The 25431-nt window shown below is 67.0% G+C and carries 22 protein-coding genes; 11 read left to right on the top strand and 11 right to left on the bottom strand.

Features of this window, described 5'->3' with window-relative positions; all coding sequences use genetic code 11:
- Positions 1-21: 21 nt before the first annotated feature.
- On the bottom strand, positions 22-1653 hold the full coding sequence (locus tag EDF57_RS02210; protein ID WP_134092933.1) for an NAD(P)/FAD-dependent oxidoreductase: 1632 nt from the start codon (positions 1651-1653) through the stop codon (positions 22-24).
- Positions 1650-2816, bottom strand: a complete 1167-nt coding sequence (locus EDF57_RS02205; RefSeq protein WP_134092932.1) for an aromatic ring-hydroxylating dioxygenase subunit alpha — start codon at positions 2814-2816, stop codon at positions 1650-1652. Before EDF57_RS02205 ends, EDF57_RS02210 begins: the two co-directional genes overlap by 4 nt.
- Before the next feature lie 36 nt (positions 2817-2852).
- Between EDF57_RS02205 and EDF57_RS02200 the strand changes: the two genes are divergently transcribed.
- Positions 2853-3449 (top strand): TetR family transcriptional regulator C-terminal domain-containing protein, encoded by a 597-nt coding sequence (locus tag EDF57_RS02200; protein ID WP_134092931.1) that lies wholly within the window; start codon positions 2853-2855, stop codon positions 3447-3449.
- Here EDF57_RS02200 and EDF57_RS02195 read toward each other — a convergent pair.
- Positions 3446-4756 (bottom strand): amino acid permease, encoded by a 1311-nt coding sequence (locus EDF57_RS02195; protein ID WP_134092930.1) that lies wholly within the window; start codon positions 4754-4756, stop codon positions 3446-3448. The two genes, EDF57_RS02200 and EDF57_RS02195, sit on opposite strands and share 4 nt — an antisense overlap.
- Before the next feature lie 89 nt (positions 4757-4845).
- Positions 4846-6435 (bottom strand): gamma-glutamyltransferase, encoded by a 1590-nt coding sequence (gene ggt / locus EDF57_RS02190; protein WP_243840872.1) that lies wholly within the window; start codon positions 6433-6435, stop codon positions 4846-4848.
- Between the two features lie 473 nt (positions 6436-6908).
- On the opposite strand from ggt, the gene EDF57_RS02185 reads away from it, so the two are divergent.
- The 5 genes from EDF57_RS02185 to EDF57_RS02165 are packed head-to-tail and all read left to right on the top strand — an operon-like array spanning position 6909 to position 12037.
- Positions 6909-7361, top strand: a complete 453-nt coding sequence (locus EDF57_RS02185) for a MarR family transcriptional regulator (protein ID WP_134092928.1) — start codon at positions 6909-6911, stop codon at positions 7359-7361.
- Positions 7358-9421 (top strand): FUSC family protein, encoded by a 2064-nt coding sequence (locus EDF57_RS02180; RefSeq protein WP_134092927.1) that lies wholly within the window; start codon positions 7358-7360, stop codon positions 9419-9421. The genes EDF57_RS02185 and EDF57_RS02180 overlap by 4 nt, the downstream gene beginning before the upstream one ends.
- On the top strand, positions 9418-9633 hold the full coding sequence (locus tag EDF57_RS02175; RefSeq protein WP_132262848.1) for a DUF1656 domain-containing protein: 216 nt from the start codon (positions 9418-9420) through the stop codon (positions 9631-9633). The genes EDF57_RS02180 and EDF57_RS02175 overlap by 4 nt, the downstream gene beginning before the upstream one ends.
- A complete protein-coding gene (locus EDF57_RS02170) occupies positions 9630-10586 on the top strand; it encodes an efflux RND transporter periplasmic adaptor subunit (protein ID WP_132262846.1) in 957 nt (318 codons plus the stop codon). Before EDF57_RS02175 ends, EDF57_RS02170 begins: the two co-directional genes overlap by 4 nt.
- Entirely contained in the window at positions 10586-12037 is a 1452-nt protein-coding gene (locus EDF57_RS02165) for a TolC family protein (RefSeq protein ID WP_134093257.1), read from the top strand. Before EDF57_RS02170 ends, EDF57_RS02165 begins: the two co-directional genes overlap by 1 nt.
- 39 nt (positions 12038-12076) lie before the next feature.
- Here the strand turns inward: EDF57_RS02165 and EDF57_RS02160 are convergent, their stop codons facing one another.
- From EDF57_RS02160 to EDF57_RS02140, 5 genes are all read right to left on the bottom strand, one after another.
- On the bottom strand, positions 12077-13228 hold the full coding sequence (locus EDF57_RS02160; RefSeq protein ID WP_132262845.1) for a glycosyltransferase: 1152 nt from the start codon (positions 13226-13228) through the stop codon (positions 12077-12079).
- Positions 13229-13232: 4 nt separating this feature from the next.
- Positions 13233-13748 (bottom strand): DUF2141 domain-containing protein, encoded by a 516-nt coding sequence (locus tag EDF57_RS02155; protein ID WP_134092926.1) that lies wholly within the window; start codon positions 13746-13748, stop codon positions 13233-13235.
- The gene (locus EDF57_RS02150; protein ID WP_134092925.1) at positions 13745-14671 is read right to left on the bottom strand and encodes a hypothetical protein; all 927 of its coding nucleotides are present in this window, start codon (positions 14669-14671) and stop codon (positions 13745-13747) included. The genes EDF57_RS02155 and EDF57_RS02150 overlap by 4 nt, the downstream gene beginning before the upstream one ends.
- A 25-nt stretch (positions 14672-14696) precedes the next feature.
- Positions 14697-15887 (bottom strand): glycosyltransferase, encoded by a 1191-nt coding sequence (locus tag EDF57_RS02145; protein ID WP_134092924.1) that lies wholly within the window; start codon positions 15885-15887, stop codon positions 14697-14699.
- 168 nt (positions 15888-16055) lie between these two features.
- Positions 16056-16820 (bottom strand): polysaccharide deacetylase family protein, encoded by a 765-nt coding sequence (locus EDF57_RS02140; RefSeq protein WP_134092923.1) that lies wholly within the window; start codon positions 16818-16820, stop codon positions 16056-16058.
- Between the two features lie 256 nt (positions 16821-17076).
- Between EDF57_RS02140 and EDF57_RS02135 the strand changes: the two genes are divergently transcribed.
- Positions 17077-18873: a DEAD/DEAH box helicase gene (locus EDF57_RS02135; protein ID WP_134092922.1), complete on the top strand. Its 1797-nt coding sequence runs from the start codon at positions 17077-17079 to the stop codon at positions 18871-18873.
- Positions 18874-18997: 124 nt separating this feature from the next.
- On the opposite strand, the gene EDF57_RS02130 is transcribed toward EDF57_RS02135, so the two are convergent.
- Both EDF57_RS02130 and EDF57_RS02125 read right to left on the bottom strand, forming a co-directional pair.
- A complete protein-coding gene (locus EDF57_RS02130) occupies positions 18998-19456 on the bottom strand; it encodes a GreA/GreB family elongation factor (protein ID WP_134092921.1) in 459 nt (152 codons plus the stop codon).
- Positions 19453-21324 (bottom strand): ATP-binding cassette domain-containing protein, encoded by a 1872-nt coding sequence (locus tag EDF57_RS02125; protein ID WP_134092920.1) that lies wholly within the window; start codon positions 21322-21324, stop codon positions 19453-19455. The genes EDF57_RS02130 and EDF57_RS02125 overlap by 4 nt, the downstream gene beginning before the upstream one ends.
- Before the next feature lie 253 nt (positions 21325-21577).
- Here EDF57_RS02125 and EDF57_RS02120 point away from each other — a divergent pair, with 253 nt between their 5' ends.
- The 4 genes from EDF57_RS02120 (at position 21578) to EDF57_RS02105 (ending at position 25409) form a co-directional block, all read left to right on the top strand.
- Positions 21578-21904 carry a septum formation initiator gene (locus EDF57_RS02120; RefSeq protein WP_132262830.1) on the top strand — a complete coding sequence of 109 codons (327 nt, stop codon included), beginning with the start codon at positions 21578-21580 and terminating at the stop codon, positions 21902-21904.
- Between the two features lie 195 nt (positions 21905-22099).
- A complete protein-coding gene (pdhA, locus tag EDF57_RS02115) occupies positions 22100-23185 on the top strand; it encodes a pyruvate dehydrogenase (acetyl-transferring) E1 component subunit alpha (RefSeq protein ID WP_132262828.1) in 1086 nt (361 codons plus the stop codon).
- Positions 23185-24561: a pyruvate dehydrogenase complex E1 component subunit beta gene (locus EDF57_RS02110; protein WP_132262826.1), complete on the top strand. Its 1377-nt coding sequence runs from the start codon at positions 23185-23187 to the stop codon at positions 24559-24561. Before pdhA ends, EDF57_RS02110 begins: the two co-directional genes overlap by 1 nt.
- A 155-nt stretch (positions 24562-24716) precedes the next feature.
- A complete protein-coding gene (locus EDF57_RS02105) occupies positions 24717-25409 on the top strand; it encodes a hypothetical protein (RefSeq protein ID WP_132262824.1) in 693 nt (230 codons plus the stop codon).
- Positions 25410-25431: the final 22 nt, after the last annotated feature.

The raw sequence follows: 25431 nt of genomic DNA, 5'->3' as shown, positions 1-25431 counted from the left end.
CGGCGCCGACTTGCAAATAAGTCATGAAACGAAGCGCGCGAAGCCATTCCCGAAGCGTCTGGTGTCCGCAATCACCTCATGGGCGCAGTTGTGGCCGGGCGCACCCGTCACCCCGCCGCCGGGGTGGCTGCCCGATCCGCACATGTAGAGGCCCTTGATCGGCCCTCGATAGGCGCCGTGGCCCAGCACCGGCCGCGCCGACCACATCTGGTCGAGCGTCAGGTTGCCGTGCATGATGTCCCCGCCGACCAGCCCGAACTTGCGCTCCAGACCCTTGGGGCTGAGCACCTGGCGGCCGAGGATCGAGGCACGGAAGCCCGGCGCATATTGCTCCACCGTATCGATGATGGTGTCGGCCGCCTTGTCTTCCTCGGCGTCCCAGTCGCGGGGCGTTCCATCGTCACTGGCCGGCAGTTCCGGTGCGAACTGCTGGCAGAACAGGCTGGCGACATGCCGGCCTTCGGGCGCGAGGCTGTCGTCCACGGTGGAGGGGATCAGCATCTCCACGATCGGCTTCTTCGACCAGCCATGCGTCTTGGCGTCAAGGAACGCGCGGTCCATGTAGTCCAGCGTCGGCGCGATGATGATGCCCGACCGGTGATGCTCACCCGGTTCGGGCAGGCAGGTGAACCTCGGCAATTCGGACAGCGCCACGTTCATGCGGAACGTGCCGCTGCCTGTCTTGAAGCCCTTCATCCGGCGCTGGAAGTCGGGGGTGAGGTCGCTCCCGGCGATCATCCTGCCATAAAGCAGCTTGGGCCCGACATTGGCGATCACGCGGGTTGCCGCGATCTCCTCGCCGCTTTCCAGCCGCACGCCGGCGACCTTGCCGCCGTCGATGAGCACTTGCTCCACGGGGCTCTCCAGGCTGATCTCCACGCCCAGCTTGCGGCAGACTTCGCCCATGATGCGGGTGATCTGGCCCATGCCGCCGACCGAGTGGCCCCAGGCGCCCTTCTTGCCGTTCACTTCGCCGAAGACGTGGTGCAGCAGGACATAGGCGCTGCCCGGCGTATCGGGCGAGGCATAGTTGCCGACCACCGCGTCGAAACCGAAGGCGGCCTTCACCGCCTCGCTCTCGAACCAGCCGTCCAGCAGCGAGCGGGCGGACTTGGTGAACAGGTCCAGCACGTCGCGCTGCGCTTCGATGGAGAGGCCTGCCAACTTGCGACCCTGCAAGGCCGCATCGATCAGCCCGCGCCAACCGTCGCCGGCATTGGGCGGCGATTTCAGGGCAAGGTCGCGCAGCACTTCGGCCACGACTTCCAGCGCATCGTAATAGGCCGGCAGCACTTCGGCATCGTGCGCGGAGAACCGGCGGAACTCCGCCTGCGTGCGCGCCGGCCCGCCGCCGAGCTTCAGGTAGCCGCCGTCTTCCTGCGGCAGCAGGTTCGAGATCGGCCGCTCGATCACGCGGTAGCCATGCTCGGCCAGGCGCATGTCGGCGATGACCTTGGGCTGGAGCAGGCTGACGGTGTAGCTGGCGACGGAATTGCGGAAGCCGGGGTGGAATTCCTCCGTCACCGCCGCTCCGCCGACCACGTCGCGGCGCTCCAGAATGCGAACCTTCAGTCCCGCGCGGGCAAGGTAGAATGCGCAGACAAGGCCATTGTGGCCGCCGCCGATGATGACGGCATCGTACTTCCGGGTCATGCCTGGCTCCAGCCGGATGAAGGCCGCTCATTCTGGCGGGCTTCGGGGATCAGTTCGCGGATGCGCTTGCAGAAGCGGCGCAGGCAGACTTCCTTGTCGGAAAGCGGCCCGACCGAGAAGCTGCGCGAGGCCATGCCTGCCTGCACGCGGCTGATGAGAGCGGTATCCTCGGCATTGACCTCCCGGTTGATGCGCCAGTTGAGATAGCGCGCGGCGCGCATCTCCCGCCGGTCATCGTCCAGGACGTAGCTGATCTCGCGGATCGTGCAGGTTTCCGGGCCGGTCGGCAGCCACTGCATGAAATCGACCTGATCGGGATAGATATCGAAGGCGACGTTCGGCCAGAGCTTGAAATAGAGCCAGTGACGCTGGCGATCCTCCGGCAAGTGCTGCACCGGCGGCAGCAGGCGCTGGTACATGCGTTCGGACCAGTTGGCCGAGGGCCGGTCCATCAGATCGCCCCACATGCGATCGACATGCGCCTCCGCCTCGACCCCGTAGCTGGCGCCGAACAGGCGCGTCAGGCCGGGATGGGCGACGGGAATATGCAGTCCGTCCGAATAGTTGTCGCCCACGTTCTTCCAGTTCACCGCGCGCTGGCGCGTGGTGACACGGCCGAGGGTCTTCAGTTCCTCGAAACGGTAGGGAGCGACCATGGCCTCGTAAGGAGCCATCATCTGGCCGACCGTGGGGCCGCCGTCATCGACCAGCCGCACGAAGATGAACCCGCGCCAGACTTCGATGCCCACGGGAGAAAGGCCGTGCCGGGCCTTGTCGAACTCGGGATAGCTCTGGCTGTCGGGTACACCGGTCAGGCGGCCGTCGAGATCGTAGACCCAGGCGTGATAGGGGCAGACCAGCTTCCGGGCGCAGCCGCTTGGTCCATCGACCAAGCGCGATCCGCGATGACGGCAGACATTGGTGAAGGCGCGCAGTCGCCGGTCATGGCCGCGCACTACGATCACGCTTTCGCCGATATATTCCAGCGTGTGCCAATCGCCGGCCTCGGCCACGTCGCTCTCATGGCAGACCACTTGCCAGCTTGGCGCGAAGACGCGTTCTCTTTCGGCGGCGAAGAATTCGGGATCGGAATACGTCCAGGCCGGCAGGCTCCAGCCATCGAGCGGGTCGGTCTCCGCGATGTCGCGGGGCAGTGTTGCCATGGGTCTCTCCTTATTGTACGATCGTATAACAAGGTGATGGGCAAGCAGCAATCCTACACGCGGGAACATCCCGACGAGCGGCGGCAAAGCCTGGTAGAGGCGACTGCGCGTTGCCTGGCCGCGCAGGGCGCCGGCGGCACTTCGGTGCGATCGATCTGCGCGGCGGCCGGCGTTTCGCCGGGGCTGCTCCGCCACTATTTTTCAGGCGTCGGGGAAGCGATTGCCGAGGCCTATCGCTGGACCGGCAACCGCGTGGCGCTGGCGCTGGAAGAGGCCGTGGCGGAAGCAGGCACCGATCCGAGAGCGCGGCTTCTCGCCTATCTCTCCGCCAGCTTCCGGGCGCCGATCGCCGCCCCCGAACTGCTCGCGACATGGCTGGCGTTCTGGAGCATGACGCCAACCGACCCGGCGATCGCCCGGCTTCACGAGGAGATCTACGGGGAGTTTCGCAGCGGGATGGACGACCTGATCCGCGCGCTGCGGCCGGACCTTGCCGATACGCGCCTGCCCGCCGTGGCGCTGACGGCGCTGATCGACGGGCTCTGGCTGGAACTGAGCCTTGGCAAACCGCCCTTCACGCCGGCCGAGGCCGAAGGGCTCGTCGAAAAGTGGCTCGACTGCCTGTTGGCCTAGTCGATTTCGTTGCGCTTCAACCAGAGCCAGATCGGCAGGCCCAGGACCATCAGCACGAAGCTCAACCCGCTGGCGCCGATACCCGCACCCCAAAGCGTCCAGAGCGCATAGAGCGCGCCGATCAGCGCCGGTATGCGGGCAATGCCCAGCTTGAGCGCAGCAAGCGCGCAAGCGAGGTAAAGCCACAGCGTGGCGGAAGTAGAGAGCAGCAGCAGATACTCGAACAGGGCCTGCATCGTCCGGCTGGCGTTCATCGCGGCGAAGAAGCTGGCGATCACGGCGGAGATCAGTAGGGCCCGGCGCGCAGTGCCGCGCGCGTCGGTTTCTGCGAACCAGCGCGGGAGCAGGCGCCGGGCGGCCATGTCGCGCACCATTTCGGCTTCGAGCAGGGTCCAGCCGTTAAGCGCGCCGATGCAGCTGATGACCGCGAATACGGCGACCAGCGTGGCGACGTCTCCATCGAGGAAGCGGGCGACGAAAGTGGCAAAGGGGGCTGCGGAATGGGCCGCGACATCGCTCGGCAGCAGAAGGGCGATGGCGGAACAGACCATGAGATAGAGCACCCCCGTCAGCGCCGTGCCCCAGAGCGTCGCGCGCGCGATGTTCACTTCGGGATTGCGGACCCGCGCGGCGGCGACGCTGGCAGATTCGAAGCCGAGCAGCGCCCAGAGCGTCAGGGTGGCGGCGCCGTTGATGGCGCCGAGATGGACCTGCCCGGCATCGAACGCTGGAAGCTGCGCCTTGCCGCTCGACAGGATGTAGATCGCCAGCAGGATCACGACCAGCAGCGGAATGACCTTGAGCGCGAGGGTGACGATCTGGAAATTCCCGGCGGCGCGCGTCCCGCGCAGGTTCACCAGCGTCATCAGCCAGAGCAGGGCGATAGCGGCCAGGGCAGGGACGTGCTCTCCATAGCCCAGGAAGGGCACCATGCTCGACAGGTAGCTGACGGCGGCCACGGCAATGGTCACGACCGAGGTCCAGAGCGAGACGAGATAGATCCAGCTGATGAAGAACCCCGCCCGACGCCCGAAAGCGTCAGTGACGAAGCCGGCCGGGCCGCCCGCAGCCGGACGCGCGCGGGTGAGCCGGCTGAGCACATAGGCCAGGATCAGCGCGCCGCTGATGGTGGTCGCCCAGCCGATCACGCCGTTCCATCCGAAAGGCGCCAGGCTGGCCGGCAGCAGGAATACGCCCGAGCCGATCATGTTGCCCATGACCAGCGCGATGGCGGCGGTCAGCCCGAGGCTTCCTGCGGAGGACCTGATGCCGGGACCTTCGCTCTGTCCGTCCTGATCGCCTGCCATGTCGTCTCCCTTGGGGGCGGTGGGATTGAAGGCAGCGGCCCCTAGGCGAACATTATGCTATTTTCAACGCGATGGAAGGCGAACTGCGTTCAGAACCCGCGCGCCACGCCTTCGCGCCGGGGATCGGCGCCGCCGACATAGCCCTTCGGCGTCGCGACGATAGCCTGAAGCCCGGACTCCTCCCCGCGCGAGGTGGACAGGGTCATGCCCCGCGCGGCCAGGCCCTGCATGATCGGCTGGGGGAACATGTCGGCGCTGTAGCTGTCTCCCTTGGCGACGAGATTGGGCAGCGAGACGGCGTCCTGCGGCGTCATCTTCCAGTCGAGCAGGGCCACCAGCACCTTCAGGTTGTAGGCCTGGATTGCGGAACCGCCCGGCGATCCCGCGGCGGCCACGAACTTCTTCTGCGGCGTCAGCACGATGGCGGGCGCCATGCTGGAGCGTGGACGTTTGCCGGGGCCGGGGGCGTTGGCCGCTTTCGCGCCGTCGTCGTCAGTGGGGCTGAACGAGAAGTCGGTGAGCTGGTTGTTGAGGAAGAAGCCGCCCACCATGCGGCCGGAGCCGAAGATGCTCTCGACCGTGGTGGTCATGGACACGACGTTGCCTTGTGCGTCGATCACGACGATGTGGCTGGTTCCGCCCGGCTCGTCGGTGGCGTCGATCCCGACTTTGGGGGCGCCCCGGGGCATGCCGAACGTCACCGGCCCGGCCCGGTCGCCGATCTCGGCCGCGCGGCCCTTGAGATAGTGCGGATCGAGCAGGCCATCGAGCGGCACCTGCACGAAGACCGGGTCGCCGACGTAGCGGTCGCGGTCGGCGTAAGCCAGGCGGCTGGCCTGGGCGAATTCGAACCAGGCTTTCTCGTCGGTGGCACTGCGCTTGTCGATGTCGGTGTGTTCGAGCACGCCGAGCGCGATCTGCAATCCGGGGCCGCCCGAGGGCGCCTGGGGCGTGCAGACGAGGTAGATGCGGTAAGGATTGCAGAGCGCGGGGCCGGAGTGCGGGCGATAGCTCGCCAGGTCCGACAGGGTGAGCGTACTCGGGTACGGTCCCTGGTGCACGCGCTCGACGATCTGCTGCGCAATCGGCCCGGTCAGCAGGCCGGAAGCACCGTACCGTGCAATGCGGTCCAGCGAGCGAGCATAGTCGGGGTTCTTCAGCCGGTCGCCGGCCAGATAGGGCGTGCCGTCGGCCTTGGTGAAGTAGCGCCTGGCGTCGGGCGCGGAAGCCTGGGGTGCCTTGCTTGCGATCATGCGGGCCAGACGCGGACTGACGGCGAAGCCGTCCTGCGCGAGGACATGGGCTTGATCGAAGAGCTTGCCCCAGGCGAGCTTGCCGTGATCGCGGTGGGCCATGTCGAGCATGGCGATGGCGCCGGGCACGCCTGTAGAGATTCCGCCCAGCACGGCGGTGACGAAAGGCAGCCGCTTGCCGTTCTCGTCGAAGAACAGATGATCGCCGGCACCGGCGGGTGCGACTTCGCGGCCGTCATAGGCTGTCGCCTGCCGGGTCTTCGCATCGTAGTAGACCATGAAGGCGCCGCCCCCCAGGCCCGAACTCTGGGGCTCGACAAGGCCGAGGACGGCCTGGATGGCCACGGCTGCGTCGATCGCCGAGCCGCCGGCCTTGAGAACGTCCACCCCCGCTTTCACCGCCAGCGGATTGGCAGCGGCGACCATGGCGTGGGGGGCGGTGGCGGACTGCTCCTCCCGGGCCGGAGCAGTAACCGGCGCGGCCTCTGCCACCTTTTCCGCAGCCTCGGTCTGGCGGGCGAGGGCGGGCTGCGTGGCAGCCAGCACAAGGGCAGACAGGCCGAGGGCGAGGATCGATCGGCGCAAAGTTATTCTCCGGGCGGTAATGGGCATTTGCAGCGACTTAGCGCCCTCGTTTCACAGGCGCCACCCCTGCGAGCTTTTGCAAAGTCGCGCGGGCCGGTCAGCAATAGCAAGGCGGCTACGCGGATAGCGGCAGGAAAATTCGGCGCTGCGCCAGCATATCGGCCCGAAACCTGAGCCTGCGGATCGGATGGAATTGCATCCCGGCCGTGCCGCCAAGGCCGACGGGTTCATTTGCAATAAAATCAACTCCGATGCCGCAATATCGACGCCAAAATATCTTGCGAAGATTAGTTAGCACTCTAATTACTCAGGCCATGCAGGATCGACAATCGAGCGAGAAGGCTCTGGCCGCAAGGTTGGGGCCGGTTTCGCGTTCATGGCAGCAACTGGCCGATTCGGCGCTGTCCTCGCTAGGAGTTTCCAACTCCTCGGGGTGGGCGCTGGTCCACCTGCTGCGCCTCGGCGACGAGGTGCGGCAGGGCGACCTTGCGCGCGCCATCAACGTGACGGAACCTTCGCTGGTGCGAACCCTGCACTTGCTGGAAGATGCCGGTCTCGTCGAGCGCATCGCCGACGACAGCGACCGCCGTGCCAAGCACTTGCGGCTCACCGACGAGGGCGCCGCCGCTGCCCGCCGCATCGACAAGCGATTGATCGAGTTGCGCGCGACGCTTCTGGATGGCATTCCAGGCGAAGACGTCGAGACTGTCGTGCGGGTGCTTGACCGCATCGCTGCGCGCATAGCGGAAAGCGCCGCCCGGCAATGACGAAGCGTTTCGGACTGGACGCCGCGCTGTTCTCCGTGAAGGCCTACCTGGCCTCGATGCTGGCTATCTATATCGCGCTTTCGATCGGGCTGGAGCGACCCTACTGGGCGTTCCTGACATCCTACATCGTGGCGCAGCCCCTGGCCGGCGCCGTCGTGTCCAAGGCGATGTTCCGCGTGATCGGCACTTTCGTCGGCGCGGGAATGGCCGTCATCATCGTGCCGAACCTCGTCAACTCCCCCGAACTGCTGACCATCGGCATCGGCGGCTGGCTGGCGCTGTGCGTCTTCGTCTCGCTTCTGGATCGCACGCCGCGCTCCTATGCCTTCGTGCTGGCGGGCTATACCGCCGTGCTCATCGTGCTGCCCAGTGTCGACGTGCCGGACACGATATTCACCGTGGCGACCCTGCGCGTGCAGGAGATCACCATCGGTATCCTCTGCGGCAGCTTCGTCCATGCGCTGGTCCTGCCGCAATCGGTTTCGGCCTTCATGCTGCAGCGCGTGTCCAATATTCTGGCCGACGCCGAGCGCTGGTCGCGCGATTCGCTCCAGCTTGAAACCGATCCGGCGATCGACAAGGAACGCCAGCGGCTCGCGCTGGACGTCACCGAATTGCACCAGCTCTCGATCCACCTGCCTTACGAAAGCACGCGCATCGCGCCGCGCATCCGCACCGTGCGTGCGCTTCAGGATCAACTCTCGCTGATCATGCCGCTGGGCGCCGCCGTGTCCGACCGGATCGCGCAGCTTCACGCGGTGGACGCGGTTCCTGCCGAAGTTCAGGCCCTGCTGACGGATGCGCGTGACTGGTTCGGCGGACTTGGCGCCATGTCGCTGCCGGAACGCGAGGCGGCGGCCATAGCGCTGCAGCAGCGGAGCCGTGCGCTGGAGCCTCGGATCGGCCCCGATGCCTCGTGGAATGCGCTGATCCTGCTCAGCCTGCTCTCGCGCCTTTCCTCGCTGATCGGCGCGCACCGCGATTGCCGCATCCTGGCCGAGCAGCTTGGCACCAACACCACCCGTCCGGTCAGCCCGCGCGCTGCCGAACTCGTGGAAGGCCGCCGCGGACGCGAGCTGCATGTCGATGTCGGCGGCGCGACGCGCGGTGCCATCGGGGCTTTCCTGACGATCGCCATCGGCTGTGCGCTGTGGATCGGCAGCGGCTGGCACGAAGGGGCGACGGCGGTCATGCTGGCAGGCGTGTTCACCGCGCTCTTCGCGGCCGCACCGGACCCGCTCGCGCCCTTGCGCACGTTCTTTGCCGGAACCCTCATCGCGACGCTGATCGGGCTGCTCTATGGCTTCGTCCTCATGCCGCGGCTCGATGGTTTCCTGGAATATGCCGCGGCCATGGCGCCGATGCTGCTGATGCTGGGCGCGCTGATGCAGTCCCCGCGCTGGAGCGGCATCGCGCTGCCGATGCTGCTGGGCCTGGGATCGCCGGTGCTCGTTTCCGACCGCTATGTGGGCGGCTTTGCGGGCTTCGTGAACGGTGCGCTCGCGCAGCTGGTGGGCATCATCTTCGCCATCGTCGTCATCCGCCTGCTCAGCTCCACCGGCACTCATGCCGCGATCCGTCGCACCGTTCGGGCGGGCTGGGCCGACATCGCCGAGCGCGCCAACATGATGAGCCCCCCGGACGTGCGCGCCTGGATCAACCGCATGCTCGACCGGATCGCCCTTCTGGCGCCGCGCCTGGCGATGTCCGGCCGCTCGCCCGGTGCGCCGCTCTACGACGCCTTGCGCGATCTGCGGACTGGCGTGGCCATCGGCGAACTGCGCGAACTGCGCCTGGCCATGCCCACGTCCCGCCGTGGTCCGCTCACCGAAGTGCTCCGGAAGGTGGGCGAATATTACCGGGGCCTCGATCCCGACCGCCCCGCGCCCGCCGACCCCATCCTGCTTGAGGATATCGACATTGCCATGACCGCCGTGCTGAACGACGAAGACCCGCAGCTCAGCCGTGCGGGGGCGCTGGGGCTGGTCAGCCTGCGCCGCAATCTGTTCCCCTCCGCCGGTCCTTCTCCGGCGGCGCCGCTCTCGGAGATGCCGGCATGAGGGGCGAAGTCTCCATCGACGGGGTGTTCCTACCCACGCTTCTGGTTCTTGCGGTCATCGCCTCGATCATCACCCTGGTGCTGATGCGCATTGCCAATCTTATCGGTTTCTACCGCCTCTTCGCTTATCGTGCAGCGGTGGACCTGTGCCTCTACATCCTCGTGCTCGGGCTTCTCGTCTGGGCCTCTCCCTTGATCGGTTTCCGCCAATGAAGCGCTTTCTTGCCCGGCTCGCTCCCAGCCTCGCCACCACCATCCTCGTGATCCTGGCCGCAGTGATCGCGGTCTGGCTCTGGCGCCATTACGAGGACAGCCCCTGGACACGCGACGGCCGCGTTCGTGCGGATGTCGTGCGCGTCACCCCCGATATCGGCGGGCTGGTCACATCGGTGGAAGTCAGGGACAACCAGGAGGTCAAGGCCGGCGATCTGCTCTTCGTGATCGATCGACCGCGCTATTCGCTGGCGGTGGAGCAGGCGCAGGCTGCCGTGGCGAGCGCGCAGGCCAGGCTGGGCCAGGCCCAGCGCGAAGCCAAGCGCGACCTTGCGCTCGGCGATCTGGTGGCGACCGAGACTCACGAACAGAATGTCGCCGCCGTCGCCACCGCGCGCGCGGCCCTGGACCAGGCGCTGAGCGCGCTCGACAAGGCCAAGCTCGACCTGGCGCGCACCAATGTGAAGGCTTCGGTGAACGGCACCGTCACTAACCTCGACCTGCATCCGGGCGACTACGTGGCGCCGGGCAACCAGGCGATGGCGCTGATCGACCGCGATTCCATCCGCATCGAGGGTTATTTCGAGGAAACCAAGCTCGCCAATATCCATGTCGGTTCGCCGGTGACGGTCGTGCTCATGGGTGAGGCGCGTCCGCTGAAGGGCGTGGTCGAGAGCATCGCCGCGGGCATCAACGACACGACCCGCAGCGATTCCCGCAATCTTCTTCCGAGCGTCGATCCAACGTTCACCTGGGTCCGTCTCGCCCAGCGCATTCCGGTGCGCGTGCGGCTGACCGAGGTACCCAGGGACGTGAGCCTGATCGCCGGCCGCACGGCCACGGTGACGATTGAGCAACCGGGCGATGCAGGCCGCAGGAATGCCAGGCCGGTTCAGCCTGCCCAGACGGTACAGCCGGTTCAGCCAGCGCCTTCCGGGGAGCCCACGACGTGATCCGCAGCGGCGTTTCGCTTCTGGCGCTCGCACTTCTGGCCGGCTGCGCCACGGCCGGACCGGACTACGCGCCGCCCGCCGATTCCGCGGCGACGACGCCGGCCGCGAACGGTCCCTTCGTTTCGGGGCAGGGGCCACAGTTCTCGCAGGCCGAGCTGCCCGATCGCTGGTGGAAGCTCTACGACGATCCGCAGCTGGACGGCCTCGTCGAGCAGGCGCTGGAGGCCAATGCGAACATTCGCGCGGCCGATGCGAACTTGCGCAAGGCCGATGCCGTGCTTCGGGAAACTGCGGGCCAGAAGACCCTTGCCACCACCATCGGTGCCGACGCCGACCTGGAGCGTGACTACTCGACCGCTTCGGCCGGTACCAACCTGCCGGGCGTGCTGACGTACGATCTCGGCCTGACCCTGTCCTACCCGCTAGACCTCAATGGCAAGATCAAGCGCGCCATCGAGAGCAGCCTGGCCGACCGCGAGGCGGTGGAGGCCGCGCGCGATGCCGTGCGGATCAGCGTCGCGGCCGCCACCACCAAGGCCTATGCCGACGTCTGCGCCGCGAACTACCAGATCGCCACGGTCCAGAAAGTGATCACGCTGCAGCAGCAGACGCTGAACGCCACCGGAAGGCTCCAGCGCGGCGGGCGCGGAACGGCTTTCGATGTCAGCCGCGCGCGCACGGCCGTGGAAAGCAGCAAGGCCAACCTGCCTTCGTTCTATGCCAAGCGGCAGTCCTCGCTCTATCTGCTGGCAACCCTGCTCGGCAAGGCGCCGGCGGAGTATCCCCGGGAAGTGGAAAGCTGCGCGAACCTGCCGCGCCTGTCGCAGCCGATGCCGGTCGGCGACGGCGCCGCGCTGATCCGCCGCCGCCCGGATATTCGCCAGGCCGAGCGCACCATTGCCGGCGATACCGCCCGCATCGGCGTCGCCACGGCAGACCTCTACCCCACGGTCAGCATCGGCGGGGGCATCATCAACGACGGCAAGCTGGAGAACTTCGGCAAGACCCATAGCTTCGGCTTCAGCCTGGGGCCGCTGCTCAGTTGGTCCTTCCCCAATCGCCCGATCATCCGCGCTCGCATCGAAGCGGCAAATGCCCAGGTGGAGGCGGACATCGCCAGGTTCGACCAGACCGTGCTCGAGGCCCTGCGCGGCACCGAGACGGCGCTGGAATCCTATGCACGCGATACCGACCGTGCCGCGGCCCTCGGCCGTGCCAGCGACAGCGCGGGTCTTTCCGCGCAGCAGGCCGGCAAGCTGTTCCGGTTCGGGCGCAGCGATTTCCTGAACCTGCTCAGCGCCCAGGGGGCCTTGGCGACGGCCCAGGTCAATCATGCCGCGGCGGAAACCGCGCTTGTCGACGATCAGATCGCGGTCTTCCTCGCGCTTGGCGGAGGCTGGCAAAGGACTGAAGTGCAGACGGGGCAGCCGGCAGGACAACAGGCCCGGTAGGAAACGGAAGGGCAGGTTGCCCGGCGAAGGCCAGGCTTCTCAGGCAGCCCTGCGCTGCCGGACGAGGCACTGGGCGTAAGCGGCGAAGAGTTCGCGGAAGTGCTCTTCCATGGTCCGCGCCGTCACGGCGGGGCGAGGGCGTGCACGCACCACGTCCAGGATCGCCGCCGCCGCCGCATTGCAATCGGCCGCCGCGTAAGTCCGTCCGGCGCCGCCTGCCGCATGGTCGGCCGCCCCGCCGGCATCGGGCACGATGACCGGGATGCCGCTGGCCCGCGCTTCGGCGGCCGTCATGCAGAACGTCTCCGCCTCGCAGCCATGGACCAGAGCATCCGCGCTCGCCATGATTCGCGCGAAGGCGGCCCGGTTGCGTTCCGGCGCGAAGAGGCGGACATGGGGATTTCCGGCGATGTGCCTCAGGATCGCGCGCTGTTCGCGGCCTTCGCCCAGCATGACGAGACCGATGGGGCTCTGTTGGCTGGCCATGCTCACCGCGTCGATCACCAGCGGCCAGCGCTTCTCCGGCGCCAGGCGTCCCACTGCCAGCAGCAGCGCGGCGCTTTCGGGCAGGCCGCAGTCTGCCAGCAGGTGTGCCCGCAAGGCAGGGTCGCGATGAGCGGGCGAGAAGCAGTCCGCTTCCACGCCCATCGGGATGGTGACGGTGTGAGAGACCCCGCCGTCGTCGAGCCGGCGCGAAAGATCGCTGTTGGCGCAGACGACATGGTCGAACTTGCGGCTGTGGCGGCGCAAGTGCTCCCAGAATACGGAGAACTGCCGGTCGATCGTCTGGCGCGAGAAGATGTTGCCAAGCCAGCGGTAGGCATAGGCGGAAAGCGGGTCGGCATGCATGACCAGACTGCGCGGAGCCGCGCCCGGCCAGTCCGCCACCAGCCCGGCACTCCGCCAGGGCGAGGTCGCCTCGACGAAATCCGGGGCCAGTGCATCCAGCGCCGCGTGGAGCCGTTCGGCCTCGGCGAAGTAGCCATATTTCCGGTCGAGCGGGAAGCGCGGGCTTTTCACGGTCACGATGCGCGCACCGGCTCCGCGTTCGATCACGGCGTCCTCGTCGCCGGGGGCGAGGATGACGATCTCGTGGCCCAGCATCGGGCCGATCCGCAGTTTCTGCTCCACATAGGTGCGTACACCGCCGCCCTGGGGCGAATAGAACGCGCAGACATCGACGATCTTCATGCCGTCAGGTTCCTTGCCTGAGCGGGGCGACTCCCAGCCCGCTGCGATAATTGAGGACGATGCGGAGCGCGGTGAGCCCGCTTCCCGCCGTGGCGCTCGCCTTGCGGACGTTGGGTTTGCCCCAGCCCAGCTTCGGATTTCCGGCGAAACCGATGCCGTCGATCTTCCAGTTGAACTTGCGGTCGTTGTCGCGGTCGTGAAGCAGGCTGACGGCATAAGTGCCGGGGCCGGGCAGGCGGATGCAAAGGCTCGGCGTGCCGCTGGCAGGCAGGGGTACCTCCACCCGGCGGAAGACCTTGCCCGTGCTTACCAGCAGGTTATCGTCGGCCAGGAAGTCCTTCTCGTTCGCGGGATAGACCTCCAGCTTCAGCTTGCCCGTGCGATCCTTGAGGCCCACCGGCTCGACGACGAAGGCCGGGCCGCTCTCGTTCGCGCGGCAGAGACCTTCGGCCTTGCCGAGGTCCGGCGTGGAAGGAACCAGCGCGGCAGCGAGGAGAGGGGTGATCGCCAGCGGGCTCATGCCGGCTGTTCCGGCGCTGTCAGGTCCTTGATCGCCAGCATGCCGCCCAGCAGCAGGTGCGCGGCCAGGATCAGTCCGGCCATCAGCGTCATCAGCGCGCCGATGTCCTGCTCGCGGCCGAGAGCGAGGACGGCGACCCCGGCGAAGAGCAGGTCCTTGTTCGGAATCAGCGGCAGGCGCGATACCAGCAGGCGCAGCGTTGCCAGGAACAGCCACCAGGACAGTTGCACCTCGGGCAGGACGAGATGCCAGAGCATGGCGTTGAACAGGGTGGTCAGGGCGATGCGGCCGAGGTGGATCTGGGTGATCATGGTCAGTTCGGCGCGGGGCAGGGTGAACACCCGCCGGCGGAAGACCATGGCGATGGCGGAGACCACCACCAGCACGCCCAGCGAGAGGGTGACCATACTGGCGTCGAGACCGAGGCGGGTGGTGCCCACGATCGGCACCATCACGGCCAGCAAGGCGATCGTCACGCCGTTTCCGGCCATGGCCGAGAGAATCGCCACGTCCTTCACCGCGCCGAAGGGCGCCGCGTCCAGCGATACTCTGCGCCGCGCCCAGGTGTAGAAATAGGCTTCGCCGAGATAGCCCAGCAGCAGCTCGTTGTAGACCTTCTTGCGCAGCAGCGCGAGCATCCCGGCGCCGGGAATGCCCCAGAGCCGACGGAAGATCAGCCACTCGCTGGCAGGCGTCACAAGGTAGCTTGCCGCGAAGACGGCCCAGAACACCGGGCTTTCGGGCACCATGGCCAGGAGGCGGCGCATGTCGAGCCCGCCCATCTCGTGGAATACCGCCGCGATCACGGCAAGGGACAGGGCGATCGAGAACAGGGCATTGCGCCCGAGGCGCGGGTTGCGATCCTGCGGGGTGAGCTGGATGGCGGGCGTGTCGGGCGCCAGGACGGCTGCGGTTTCTGTCACGAAGTTCTCCGCGAAGGGTTCTGGGTCAAAGCGACCGCTGCCAGGGTGAGTGCGTCGCCCAGGCACTCAGCCCCAGCCGGTGTCGCCGCTGGTTTTCGCGTTCGCGGCGCACTTGCGCCATCATGTCGAGATAGCGGCGCGCCGCTTCCTCGACTTCGTATCGCGCGGCGATGTCGTGGGCCCGCTGGGGGTCTCCTGCAAAGTCGCGGATGCGGGCGAGGCCATCGGCAAAGGCTTGTTCGTCGCCGCGCGGCACCAGCAAGCCGGTGCGGCCGCCTTCGACCAGGCAATCCATGCTGACGCAGCAGTCGGTCGACAGCACCGGCAGTCCGGCGGCAAGCGCCTCGACGATGACGCCGGGAAGCCCTTCGTAATCGGAACTGAGAACGAAGGCGTCGGCCTCGGCCATCAGCGGGTCGATGCTGGCAAGGTGACCGGCCAGGCGCACCCGGTCGGCAATGCCCAGTTCCGCGGCGAGCCGCTCGATGGCGCCCCGCTCGGGGCCTTCACCGGCGATCGTCAGGCTGTCCGAGGGCCGCGCGGCATGGGCGAAGGCGCGCAGCAGCATGGCGTGGTTCTTCTGCGGCACGAGGCGCCCCGCCGTCAGGTAGCGCGTGCCCCAGACCGAATCGGGACGCCTTTCGCTGCGCGCCAGCGCGCGCAGGCGGGCGCGGGTCAGGATGGGATTGGCGATGACATCGACCCGCGCGGCCTCGGCGCCCGTCGTCTCGCGAATTTCCCGCGCCATCGGTTCCGACAGTCCGACCAGGCGATCGAACAGGCGGCCCTGGGCGCGCAGCCAGATCCCGTAGCCTCGCCGCACGAAAGCGGGCATGTCGGGACGATGCAGCGCATTGCTGACCTTGAGCGTCATGGGCGGCGCATGATCGCCCAGCAGCAGCTTCATCGCCGCGCCGACCACGGCATATGTGTTGCCCGGCAGGAAGACGACGTCTGCGCGGTGCGCGATCAGGTAGCTGTAAAGGCAGTGGACCATCCAGGGCGTTTCCCAGGAGGCCGTGGGAACCCGCGAGGGGATCTGCCAGTAATCGAGGGCCGGTGCGCTTGCGAGGTGGCTACAGCCGGAGCGTCCGAGGACAATCGTCACTGCGTGCCCGGCCTGCTGCCACTGCGCTGCGAGCCCCAGGGCCACGCGCTCGACTCCACCGGGATCGAGGCTGTGGATGGGCACGACAATCCTGAGCGCGTCCTTCATGCGAATCCCTAAGCGACCTTGATGCCTGGCGTGTGTGCCTTTGGGCAGCAACCGGCGGTGACCCCGCCGAACTTATCCTTGCGGGGAGGCTCCTATGGGGACCAGATGTCGGGTTTGTGACGCGGGGAAGCATGGTCATGGGCGAGACGTGAAACTGCTTTGAAAGCGTCACTGCGGTGCCATGAATCTGCCTAAATCCCGGTACCTTGAGGGAGTATGCGTAGCCGCGAACCGCCGCAGCGTGGCGTCGATGCTGGCCAGGAGCGCGGGCTTGGTGACGTCTCCGGGATGCGCGGCGATCCGCACGGTTCGCGTCAGCGGCAAGGCGGTCCGCGCGAGGGCGGCAAAGGCCAGGGACGAGGCCGTGCGTGCCGCCGATCGGCTGGCCCAGGTTACCACGGGACCGCGCGCCAGCACGTTGCCGTCGTCCGCGGCCCAGACCCGCCAGTGATCCTCGACGATGGGCAGGCCCGCCTGGCGCAGCGCGGCCCGGGCGCCCTCGCCATAGAGCCAGGCCGGTGCGATGAAGCCCGCCGTCGGGCGGCCGATCACGTCCTCGATCAGCGCCTTGCCGTCGAGCATGCGGGAGAGGGCCGTGGCTTCGTCGAGGCCGAGGAACTCGCCTTCTCCGGCGGTCATGTGGCGGGCCTTGAACTGCGCGGCGCCGCGATGGCGCGCCTCGTCCTTGTGGTACCAACCGTGGACGAACATCTCGATCCCGGCTTCGGCCCAGCCGCGCAGCCTGCGTTGAAAGGCCCGGTCTTCCGACAGCGGGTGGCGGCCCCAGTGGTTGGGCACCACCAGCATCGCGAAGCTGGGTCCGCCCAGGCGGCGCTGGAACAAGTCGGCAAGCTGGAGGACGGCCCGTTCCGATGCCGGCCCGACATCATGAATCGAGGCCAGGAGACGCTTCTGGCGGGTATTTTCGGTCATCATCGGCTCCGTTCACCCCGCGCGGCGCCTAGACCCGCTCCGTGAAAATCCCGTGACGCTCGGGGGGTTTCCGGGGGGCTGCGATCGATTATTCTGCGCTAGCGCAAGGCCATTGTTGCCTTTTGTGAAATTGGTGCGCGCCAAACCCGACTTTTTTGTCTATGGAGCGCCTCAACCAGGGCCCGTTGGGTCGCACACTCCACACCAGGCTCACTCATACAGACCGCGCCGGCGGCACAGGACAGATTCAAAACGCATGACATTTTCCCAGCTCCCCCAGCCTCTTGCCGACGCGCTTACCGCGCATGGCTACGAGAACCTGACCCCGGTCCAGGCCGCCGTCGCCGAAGCCGAGGCGCGTGGGCGCGACCTGGTGGTGTCGGCGCAGACCGGCTCGGGCAAGACCGTCGCCTTCGGCATCGCCATGAGCGACGAACTGCTGGCGGACGGCTCGATTCCTTATGCGGAGGCCCCGCTGGCGCTCGCCATTGCGCCGACGCGCGAACTGGCCCAGCAGGTCAGCCGCGAGCTTGAGTGGCTCTATGCCTCGACCGGCGCCCGCATCGTTACGTGCGTGGGCGGCATGGACCCCGTGCGCGAACGCAAGCAGCTCGAACGCGGCGCCACCATCGTCGTCGGCACCCCGGGCCGTCTGCGCGATCACCTGGAGCGCGGCAAGCTCGACCTCTCGGCCCTGCGCGTCGTCGTGCTCGACGAAGCGGACGAGATGCTCGACATGGGCTTCCGCGAAGACCTCGAGGAACTGCTCGACGCCGCGCCGGCCAGCCGCCGCACGCTGCTGTTCTCGGCCACCATGCCGCGTCCGATCGAAGCCCTGGCCCGCCGTTACCAGACCGACGCGCTGCGCATCTCCACCGTGACGGAGAACCGCGGCCATGGCGACATCGCCTATCAGGCCGTCACCGTTGCCCCGGCCGACGTCGAGAACGTGGTGGTCAACCTGCTGCGTCTTCACGATGCCGAAACCGCGATCCTGTTCTGCGCCACGCGCGACAACGTGAAGCACCTGCACTCGACCCTGACCGAGCGCGGCTTCTCGGCCGTGGCGCTTTCGGGCGAGCACTCGCAGAACGAGCGCAACAATGCGCTTCAAGCCCTGCGCGACAAGCGTGCCCGCGTCTGCGTCGCCACCGACGTTGCCGCGCGCGGCATCGATCTGCCCTCGCTGACGTTGGTGATCCACGTCGAGATTCCGCGCGACGCCGAAACGCTGCAGCACCGTTCGGGCCGTACCGGCCGTGCGGGCAAGAAGGGCACCGCAGTCATCGTCGTGCCGTTCCCGCGCCGCCGCCGCGTTGAAGGCATGCTGCGCGGTGCGCGCATCGAGGCGGAGTGGATTGCCGCGCCGACCCCCGAAGTCATCCGCGCTTCCGATCGCGGCCGTCTGATGGAAAAGCTGCTCGCCCCGGTCGAGGCTGACGAGGAAGATCGCGAGATCGCCCGCGAAGTCCTGGAAAAGGTGAGCGCCGAGGATCTGGCCGCCGCACTGGTTCGCGCGCACCGCGCCGCCATGCCGCAGCCCGAGGAACTGATCGGCAACAGCCCCGAAGCGCGCGAGGCGCGTCAGCGTCCGGGCTTCGACGACGTGGTGTGGTTCACCATGGACGTGGGCCGTCAGCAGAATGCCGATCCGCGCTGGATCCTGCCGCTGCTCTGCCGCCGTGGTCACGTTACCCGCAATGCCGTCGGCCAGATCCGCATCGGCGCGGACCAGACGCACTTCCAGATCCCGAAGGCGATGGCGGACCAGTTCATCCGTTCCGTCGAACGCACCTCGCATGACGAGAGCGGCGACGTGGAGAACACCATCCGTATCGAAGTGGCCACGGACACGCCGCGCGACGTCGCGCGCGACCGTCGCCGCGAAGGTCCGCAGGGCCGCGCCCGCAAGCCCTACGCGCGTGACGAAGGACGCGGCGGTTTCGACGGTCCCCGTCACAAGCCCCGTCCGACCGGCGGCCCGCGCAACGATCGCGGTGGCCCGGGCGGCGGCGGCAAGCCGTTCCACAAGAAGCCGAAGAAGTCCTACTGAGGACGCCTTCAGCCTGCTGAACAACGAACACGGGGCCCGCAAAGGCCCCGTGTTTCGTTTCAGATTCCGTGTTTCGTGCCGGCGCTGTCCTGCCGGTCCCGCGCCGCCGGGCGCGATAAGCGGGTCAGGCGATGAGTTCGAGAATCTCGATCGCTTCTTCCCGCCCGTTGAAGTCGACGAATTCTCCCGCCTCGGCGCCCAGCAGGGCGCGGGCGAGCGGCGCCGTGAAAGCGAGGTCGCCCTTGGCGGGCTCGGCTTCGTCATGCCCGACGATGCGGACCTCGCGCGGCTTGCCGTTCAGCGCGAAGCGCACGCGGTGGCCGAACATCGCCTTTTCTCCGCTGGGCGCAGGCTGGACTGCCGCCGTCGACAGCCGCTTCTTCCAGTAGCGCAGATCGCGTTTCGCGGTGTTGAGGGCGGTTTCCTCTGCCAGCGTCGGGATCTGCGCCTCAAGCTCGGCGATCCGGGCATGGATCAGATCCATGCCCTCACGCGTCACGAGATTGGGGCCGGGCGGGATCGGCACCTCGAACTTCGGCTCCAGGTGCTCCTCGTCGCCGTCGCGCCGGAAAGCGACGCTCACGCGTTGCCGCCCATGTATTCGTCCATGGCCTCGCTGGCTTCGAACCATCCGGCCTCCGCCACTTCCAGATCCTCTGCCGCCTGGGTGCGGCGCTTGCCGAGTTCGCCGATGTTGAACTTGGCCAGGTCGCCCTTGATCGAGGACGGATCGGCCAGGGCGGAGTCGAGCGCTTCGAGCTGCTGCTGGATGCGCTTCATGCGGGTTTCGGTCTCGGAGACCTTCTTGCGCAGGGCCTTCAGTTCCTCGCGGGCGATGGCCCCCGACTTGCGGGCGGGCTTGCCGTCGCCGCCATTCGACTTGGGCTGGTTACGGCCCAGCACGAAGTCGATGTAGTCCTCCATCGACCCGTCGTAGTTCTCCGCCGTGCCCTGGTCGACCAGCACCAGCCGGTCCGCCGCGAGTTCGACCATGTGACGGTCGTGGCTGACCAGGATGACCGCGCCTTCGAAGGCGTTCAGCGCCTGGACCAGCGCCTCGCGCGCGTCGACGTCGAGGTGGTTCGTCGGTTCGTCGAGGATGAGCATATGCGGCGCCTCGCGGGTGACCAGCGCCAGCGCGAGGCGGGCACGCTCGCCGCCCGACAGCGTGGCGATCTCGGCCGTCGCGCGGTTGCCCGAGAAGCCGAACCGGCCAAGCTGGCCGCGCACCGCTACCGGCGGCTTGTCCACCATGGCGCGGGTCATCAGTTCGAGCGGTGTCGAGCCGGAGGGCAGCTCTTCCACCTGATACTGCGTGAAATAGCCGATGCGGATCTTGGGCGAGAAACTGAGCGAGCCTTCCATCGGCTCCAGCTGGCGGGCGAGCAGGCGCGCCAGCGTGGTCTTGCCGTTGCCGTTGCGGCCGAGCAGGGCGATGCGGTCCTCGGGATCGATGCGCAAGTTCAGGCGGCGCAGGATCGGCTTGTCCGCCTCGTAGCCTACCGATGCGAGATCGAGCGTCACCAGCGGCGGGCGCAGTTCGTCCGGGCTGGGGAAGTCGAAGCTGAGCGACGAATCCTCGGCCATGGCCGCGATCGGCTGCATGCGCGCCAGCATCTTGGCGCGGGACTGCGCCTGCTTCGCCGTGGAGGCGCGGGCGGAATTGCGCGCGACGTAATCGGCCAGCTTCTTGCGCTGGGCGTCCTGGTTGGCGCGGGCGGCGGCGGCCTGTGCGGCCCGCTCGGCGCGAATGCGCTCGAAGCTGTCGTACGTGCCCGGATAGAGCGTCAGCTTGCCCTGCTGCAGGTGCAGGATGTGATCGACCACGTTGTTGAGCAGGTCGCGCTCGTGGCTGATGACGATCAGGGTGCGCGGATAAGTCTGGAGGAAGTTCTCCAGCCAGAGCGTGGCTTCGAGGTCGAGGTGGTTGGAAGGTTCGTCGAGCAGCAGCACGTCGGGCTGCGAGAACAGCAGCCCGGCAAGGGCGACGCGCATCTTCCAGCCGCCCGAGAAGCTGTCGAGCGGGCGCCCCTGCATTTCCTCGTCGAAGCCGAGGCCGACCAGGATGCGCGCGGCGCGGGCTTCGGCGGTATAGGCATCGATCGCGATCAGGCGGTCGTGGAGGTCGCCAAGGCGGTTGGGGTCGGCGCAGGTTTCGGCTTCGGCCAGCAGCTCGGTACGCTCGACATCGGCGTCGAGCACGGCCTGAAGCGCGGTCCGGTTACCGGCAGGGGCTTCCTGGGCGATGTAGCCGAGGCGTGCCCGGCGCGGCATCTCCACGGCGCCGCCATCGGGCTCCAGTTCGCCGATGATGGCCTTTACCAGCGTGGACTTGCCCGCGCCGTTGCGGCCGATGAGGCCCACCTTGCCATCCTTGGGGATGGTGGCAGCGGCCTGGTCGAGGATGGTGCGCCCGCCAAGGCGGACGGTAATGTCGCGGATCGTCAGCATGGGGCAGCGCCTAGAGGATTTTGAGCGCGGTTGGAAACATCTTCCGAACTCGCGCTATTAGCTCGCGTTCGAAGCGCGTTTTCGAGGGGGCTGTGTTCACCCGTGAACGCGCCGAAAGCCTGTCCCAGAGTTATCAACACCAATATGCCCAGTATTGCGACAGCCGGCGATGAAGCGGCCTGTTCGAAAACCGGGCGAATCGGTTATCAATTTAACTTGCAACGCGGAATCACTTATGATTCTATCGCTTTTCATGAGGTCCAGCTCTCCCATCATGCGTCAGGACGCCAGCCTTGCCAAGGAACGCCTGGTCCAGGGCATTGCGCTTGCGCTGCTCCTGCTGATGGGTGCTTTCGTGATCGCCGGTCCCAGCGGCCTGATCGCCTGGACAGAGAATCAGCATCTGCTGGAAGAGCGCAACGCCAAGCTGGCCGATTTGCGCCTCACGCGCGATCACCTCAAGAACCGTGTGGGCCTGCTCGACCAGAACCATGTCGACCCCGATCTTGCCGGTGAGTTGCTGCGCAGCAATCTGAACGTCGCCCGGCCCGACGAAATGGTCATGCTCATCAACAAGTGATTCCGTTCCGCGCCGGGCCAAGACCCGGTTCGCGGTGATGGGAAGCTGACGGAACCGTCCAATTGTGGCCGTTCTGTTGCGGATGGCCATAATTTTTGTGCCACTTACGGCAAATTTCCTTCATCGCGCTTTCGATTTCCGCAGGGGGTCCTATAAGCGGCCCGAAATCAATCGCACCAACGATGGGGAGCCCCGTTGCCCAAAGCCAAGACTGACGCCGGGTCCGGCGCCGAGCCAGCCGTAGTATCGGCACAGGACGAAGACTTCGCGCTGCACAGCCTCCAGGAGGCACTCGCGGCCGATCGGCGCTACACGCCGAACAAGGAAGAGCTTCTCAACCTCTACGAGCAGATGGTACTCATCCGCCGCTTCGAGGAACGCGCAGGCCAGCTTTACGGCCTGGGCCTCATCGGCGGTTTCTGTCACCTTTATATCGGCCAGGAAGCCGTAGCCGTGGGCCTTCAGTCCGCGCTCGATTCCAACCGCGACTCGGTCATCACCGGCTATCGCGATCATGGCCACATGCTTGCCTACGGTATCGACCCGAAGGTGATCATGGCCGAACTGACCGGCCGTGCTGCGGGCATTTCCCGCGGCAAGGGCGGCTCGATGCACATGTTCAGCGTGGAGCATAAGTTCTACGGCGGACACGGCATCGTCGGCGCCCAGGTTTCGCTGGGTGCAGGTCTCGCCTTCGCGCACAAGTACCGCGAAGACGGCGGCGTCGCGATGGCCTACTTCGGCGACGGCGCGGCCAACCAGGGCCAGGTCTACGAGAGCTTCAACATGGCGGCTCTCTGGAAACTGCCGATCATCTTCGTGATCGAGAACAACGGCTATGCCATGGGCACTGCCGTGAAGCGCGGCTCGGCCGAGACGCATTTCCACCGCCGCGGCACCGCGTTCCGGATTCCGGGCATGCAGGTGGACGGCATGGACGTTCTCGAAGTTCGCAAGGCTGCGGAAGTGGCGCTCGAATACGTGCGTGCCGGCAATGGTCCGGTGCTCATGGAGCTGAACACCTACCGCTATCGCGGCCACTCGATGTCCGACCCTGCCAAGTATCGTAGCCGCGAGGAAGTGCAGGACGTTCGCGAGAAGCGCGATCCGATCGAGCATGTGAAGCAGGATCTCGCCGCGCTTGGCGTGGACGAAGCCGCGCTCAAGGAAATCGACAAGCGCGTCCGCGCGCAAGTCGCCGAGTCGGCGGACTTCGCGGAGAATTCTCCCGAGCCCGAACTCTCTGAACTCTATACTGACGTCCTGGTGGAGCGCTACTGATGGCGATCGAACTGAAGATGCCGGCGCTCTCTCCGACGATGGAAGAGGGCAAGCTTGCCCGCTGGCTGGTGAAGGAAGGCGACGAAGTCAAATCGGGTGACATCCTCGCCGAAATCGAGACCGACAAGGCAACGATGGAATTCGAAGCCGTCGACGAAGGTACCGTTGGCAAGATCCTCGTGGCCGAAGGCACCGAGGGCGTGAAGGTCGGCACGGTCATCGCCGTGCTGGCCGGTGAAGGCGAAGACGCATCGAGCGTTCAGGCTTCGGCCCCCCAGGCAGAAGCGGCTCCCGCCGCCGAAGCCGCTCCGGCTGCCGAATCCGGCGCGGCCAAGGCCGAAGCGCCGGCCCGTGCACCGGCCAAGCGGGATCCCGAGATCCCCCACGGCACCAACATGAAGACCTCGACCGTTCGCGAAGCGCTCCGCGACGCCATGGCCGAGGAAATGCGCCGCGATCCGCGCGTCTTCGTGATGGGCGAGGAAGTGGCCGAATACCAGGGCGCCTACAAGGTGACCCAGGGCCTGCTCGAGGAATTCGGTCCGCAGCGCGTGATCGACACCCCGATCACCGAATATGGTTTCGCCGGCATCGGTACGGGCGCCGCCATGGGCGGCCTGCGTCCGGTCATCGAGTTCATGACGTTCAACTTCGCCATGCAGGCGATCGACCACATCATCAACTCGGCCGCCAAGACCAACTACATGTCCGGTGGCCAGATGCGCTGCCCGATCGTGTTCCGTGGCCCGAACGGCGCCGCGGCCCGCGTTGGCGCGCAGCACTCGCAGAACTACGGTCCGTGGTACGCCAACGTGCCGGGTCTCGTCGTGATCGCGCCTTATGACGCCTACGACGCCAAGGGTCTGCTCAAGGCAGCGATCCGCAGCGACGATCCGGTGGTGTTCCTCGAAAACGAGCTGATCTACGGTCGCACTTTCGAGCTTCCCGAGCTTGACGAGCATGTCCTGCCGATCGGCAAGGCCCGCATCATGCGCGAAGGCAAGGACGTGACGATCGTGTCCTACTCGATCGGCGTCGGGCTCGCGCTCGAAGCCGCCGAGCAGCTTGCCGGCGAAGGCATCGATGCGGAAGTCATCGACTTGCGCACGCTGCGTCCGCTGGACAAGGAAACCGTGCTGGAAAGTCTCGCCAAGACGAACCGTATCGTCGTGGCCGAAGAAGGCTTCCCGGTCTGCTCGATCGCTTCGGAAATCTCCGCGATCTGCATGGAAGAAGGCTTCGACGACCTGGACGCCCCGGTGGTCCGCGTCTGCAACGAAGACGTTCCGCTGCCTTATGCGGCCAACCTCGAGAAGGCGGCGTTGATCGACACGCCGCGTATCGTCGAGGCGGTCCGCAAGGTCTGCTACCGCTGACAAGATGAGGCGGCGGAGGAAACTCCGCCGCCTTTTTCCTGGATCGGTTCCTGGGCGAACCTCTTTACAAGAAATGCGCGCAGCACGCGCGCAGGCATGCAGGCTCTGCACGAAGCGGGACTTGCACCTGCCGACTGGCCGACTAGAGAGGCTCCGTGCCTGACAATTCCGCCTCACCGGCTTCCGCCAGCCAGGGTCCCGAAGACCTTCTTCTCCCCACCATCACGCAAAGCGCGCGGCTTGCGCTGTCCTACGCGACGGCGTCCTCGCGCTTGCCGACACTCGCGCTGTTCGCGCTCGACCAGCGACTGGCCGGCCTGCTGCGCCATTCGCGCGAGCCGATGCTGGCGCTCATTCGTCTGGCATGGTGGCGGGAGACCCTGGGTCGCGATGCTTCCGAGTGGCCGGAGGGCGAACCGCTGCTCAATGCCTTGAGGAGCTGGAACGGCGCGCACAAGCCGCTTGCAGCCCTCGTCGATGGCTGGGAGGCGCTGACCGGCCCGGCGCCGCTGCCGCCGGAATCGCTGCAAGCCATGGCCGAAGGGCGCGGCGCGGCGTTCGCGGCGCTGGCCGAAGCGCTCGGGCGGCCCGAAGAGGCTGAGGCGGCCGGTCGGATCGGACGGCGCTGGGCGCTCGCCGATCTGGCATCGCACTTGCGCAATCCCGAAGAAAGCGTCGTGGCGCAGACCCTCGCGCGCGAAACCTCGCCCGGATCCCCGCGCCTGTCGCGTAGCCTGCGTCCGCTGCTGGTACTGCAGGGACTGGCGCAGCATCGTCTGGCCACGGGCAGCGAGACATCGCCGGGCGCGGTCGTCAAGGCCATGCGCCTGGGCTTGCTGGGGTTCTAGGACCGCAGACCGGTCTGCCTCA

This window comes from Novosphingobium sp. PhB55 (assembly GCF_004368805.1).
GTDB lineage: Bacteria > Pseudomonadota > Alphaproteobacteria > Sphingomonadales > Sphingomonadaceae > Novosphingobium.
The sequence above is the reverse complement of the archived record's forward strand: the minus strand, read 5'-3'. Positions and strand labels throughout refer to the sequence as shown.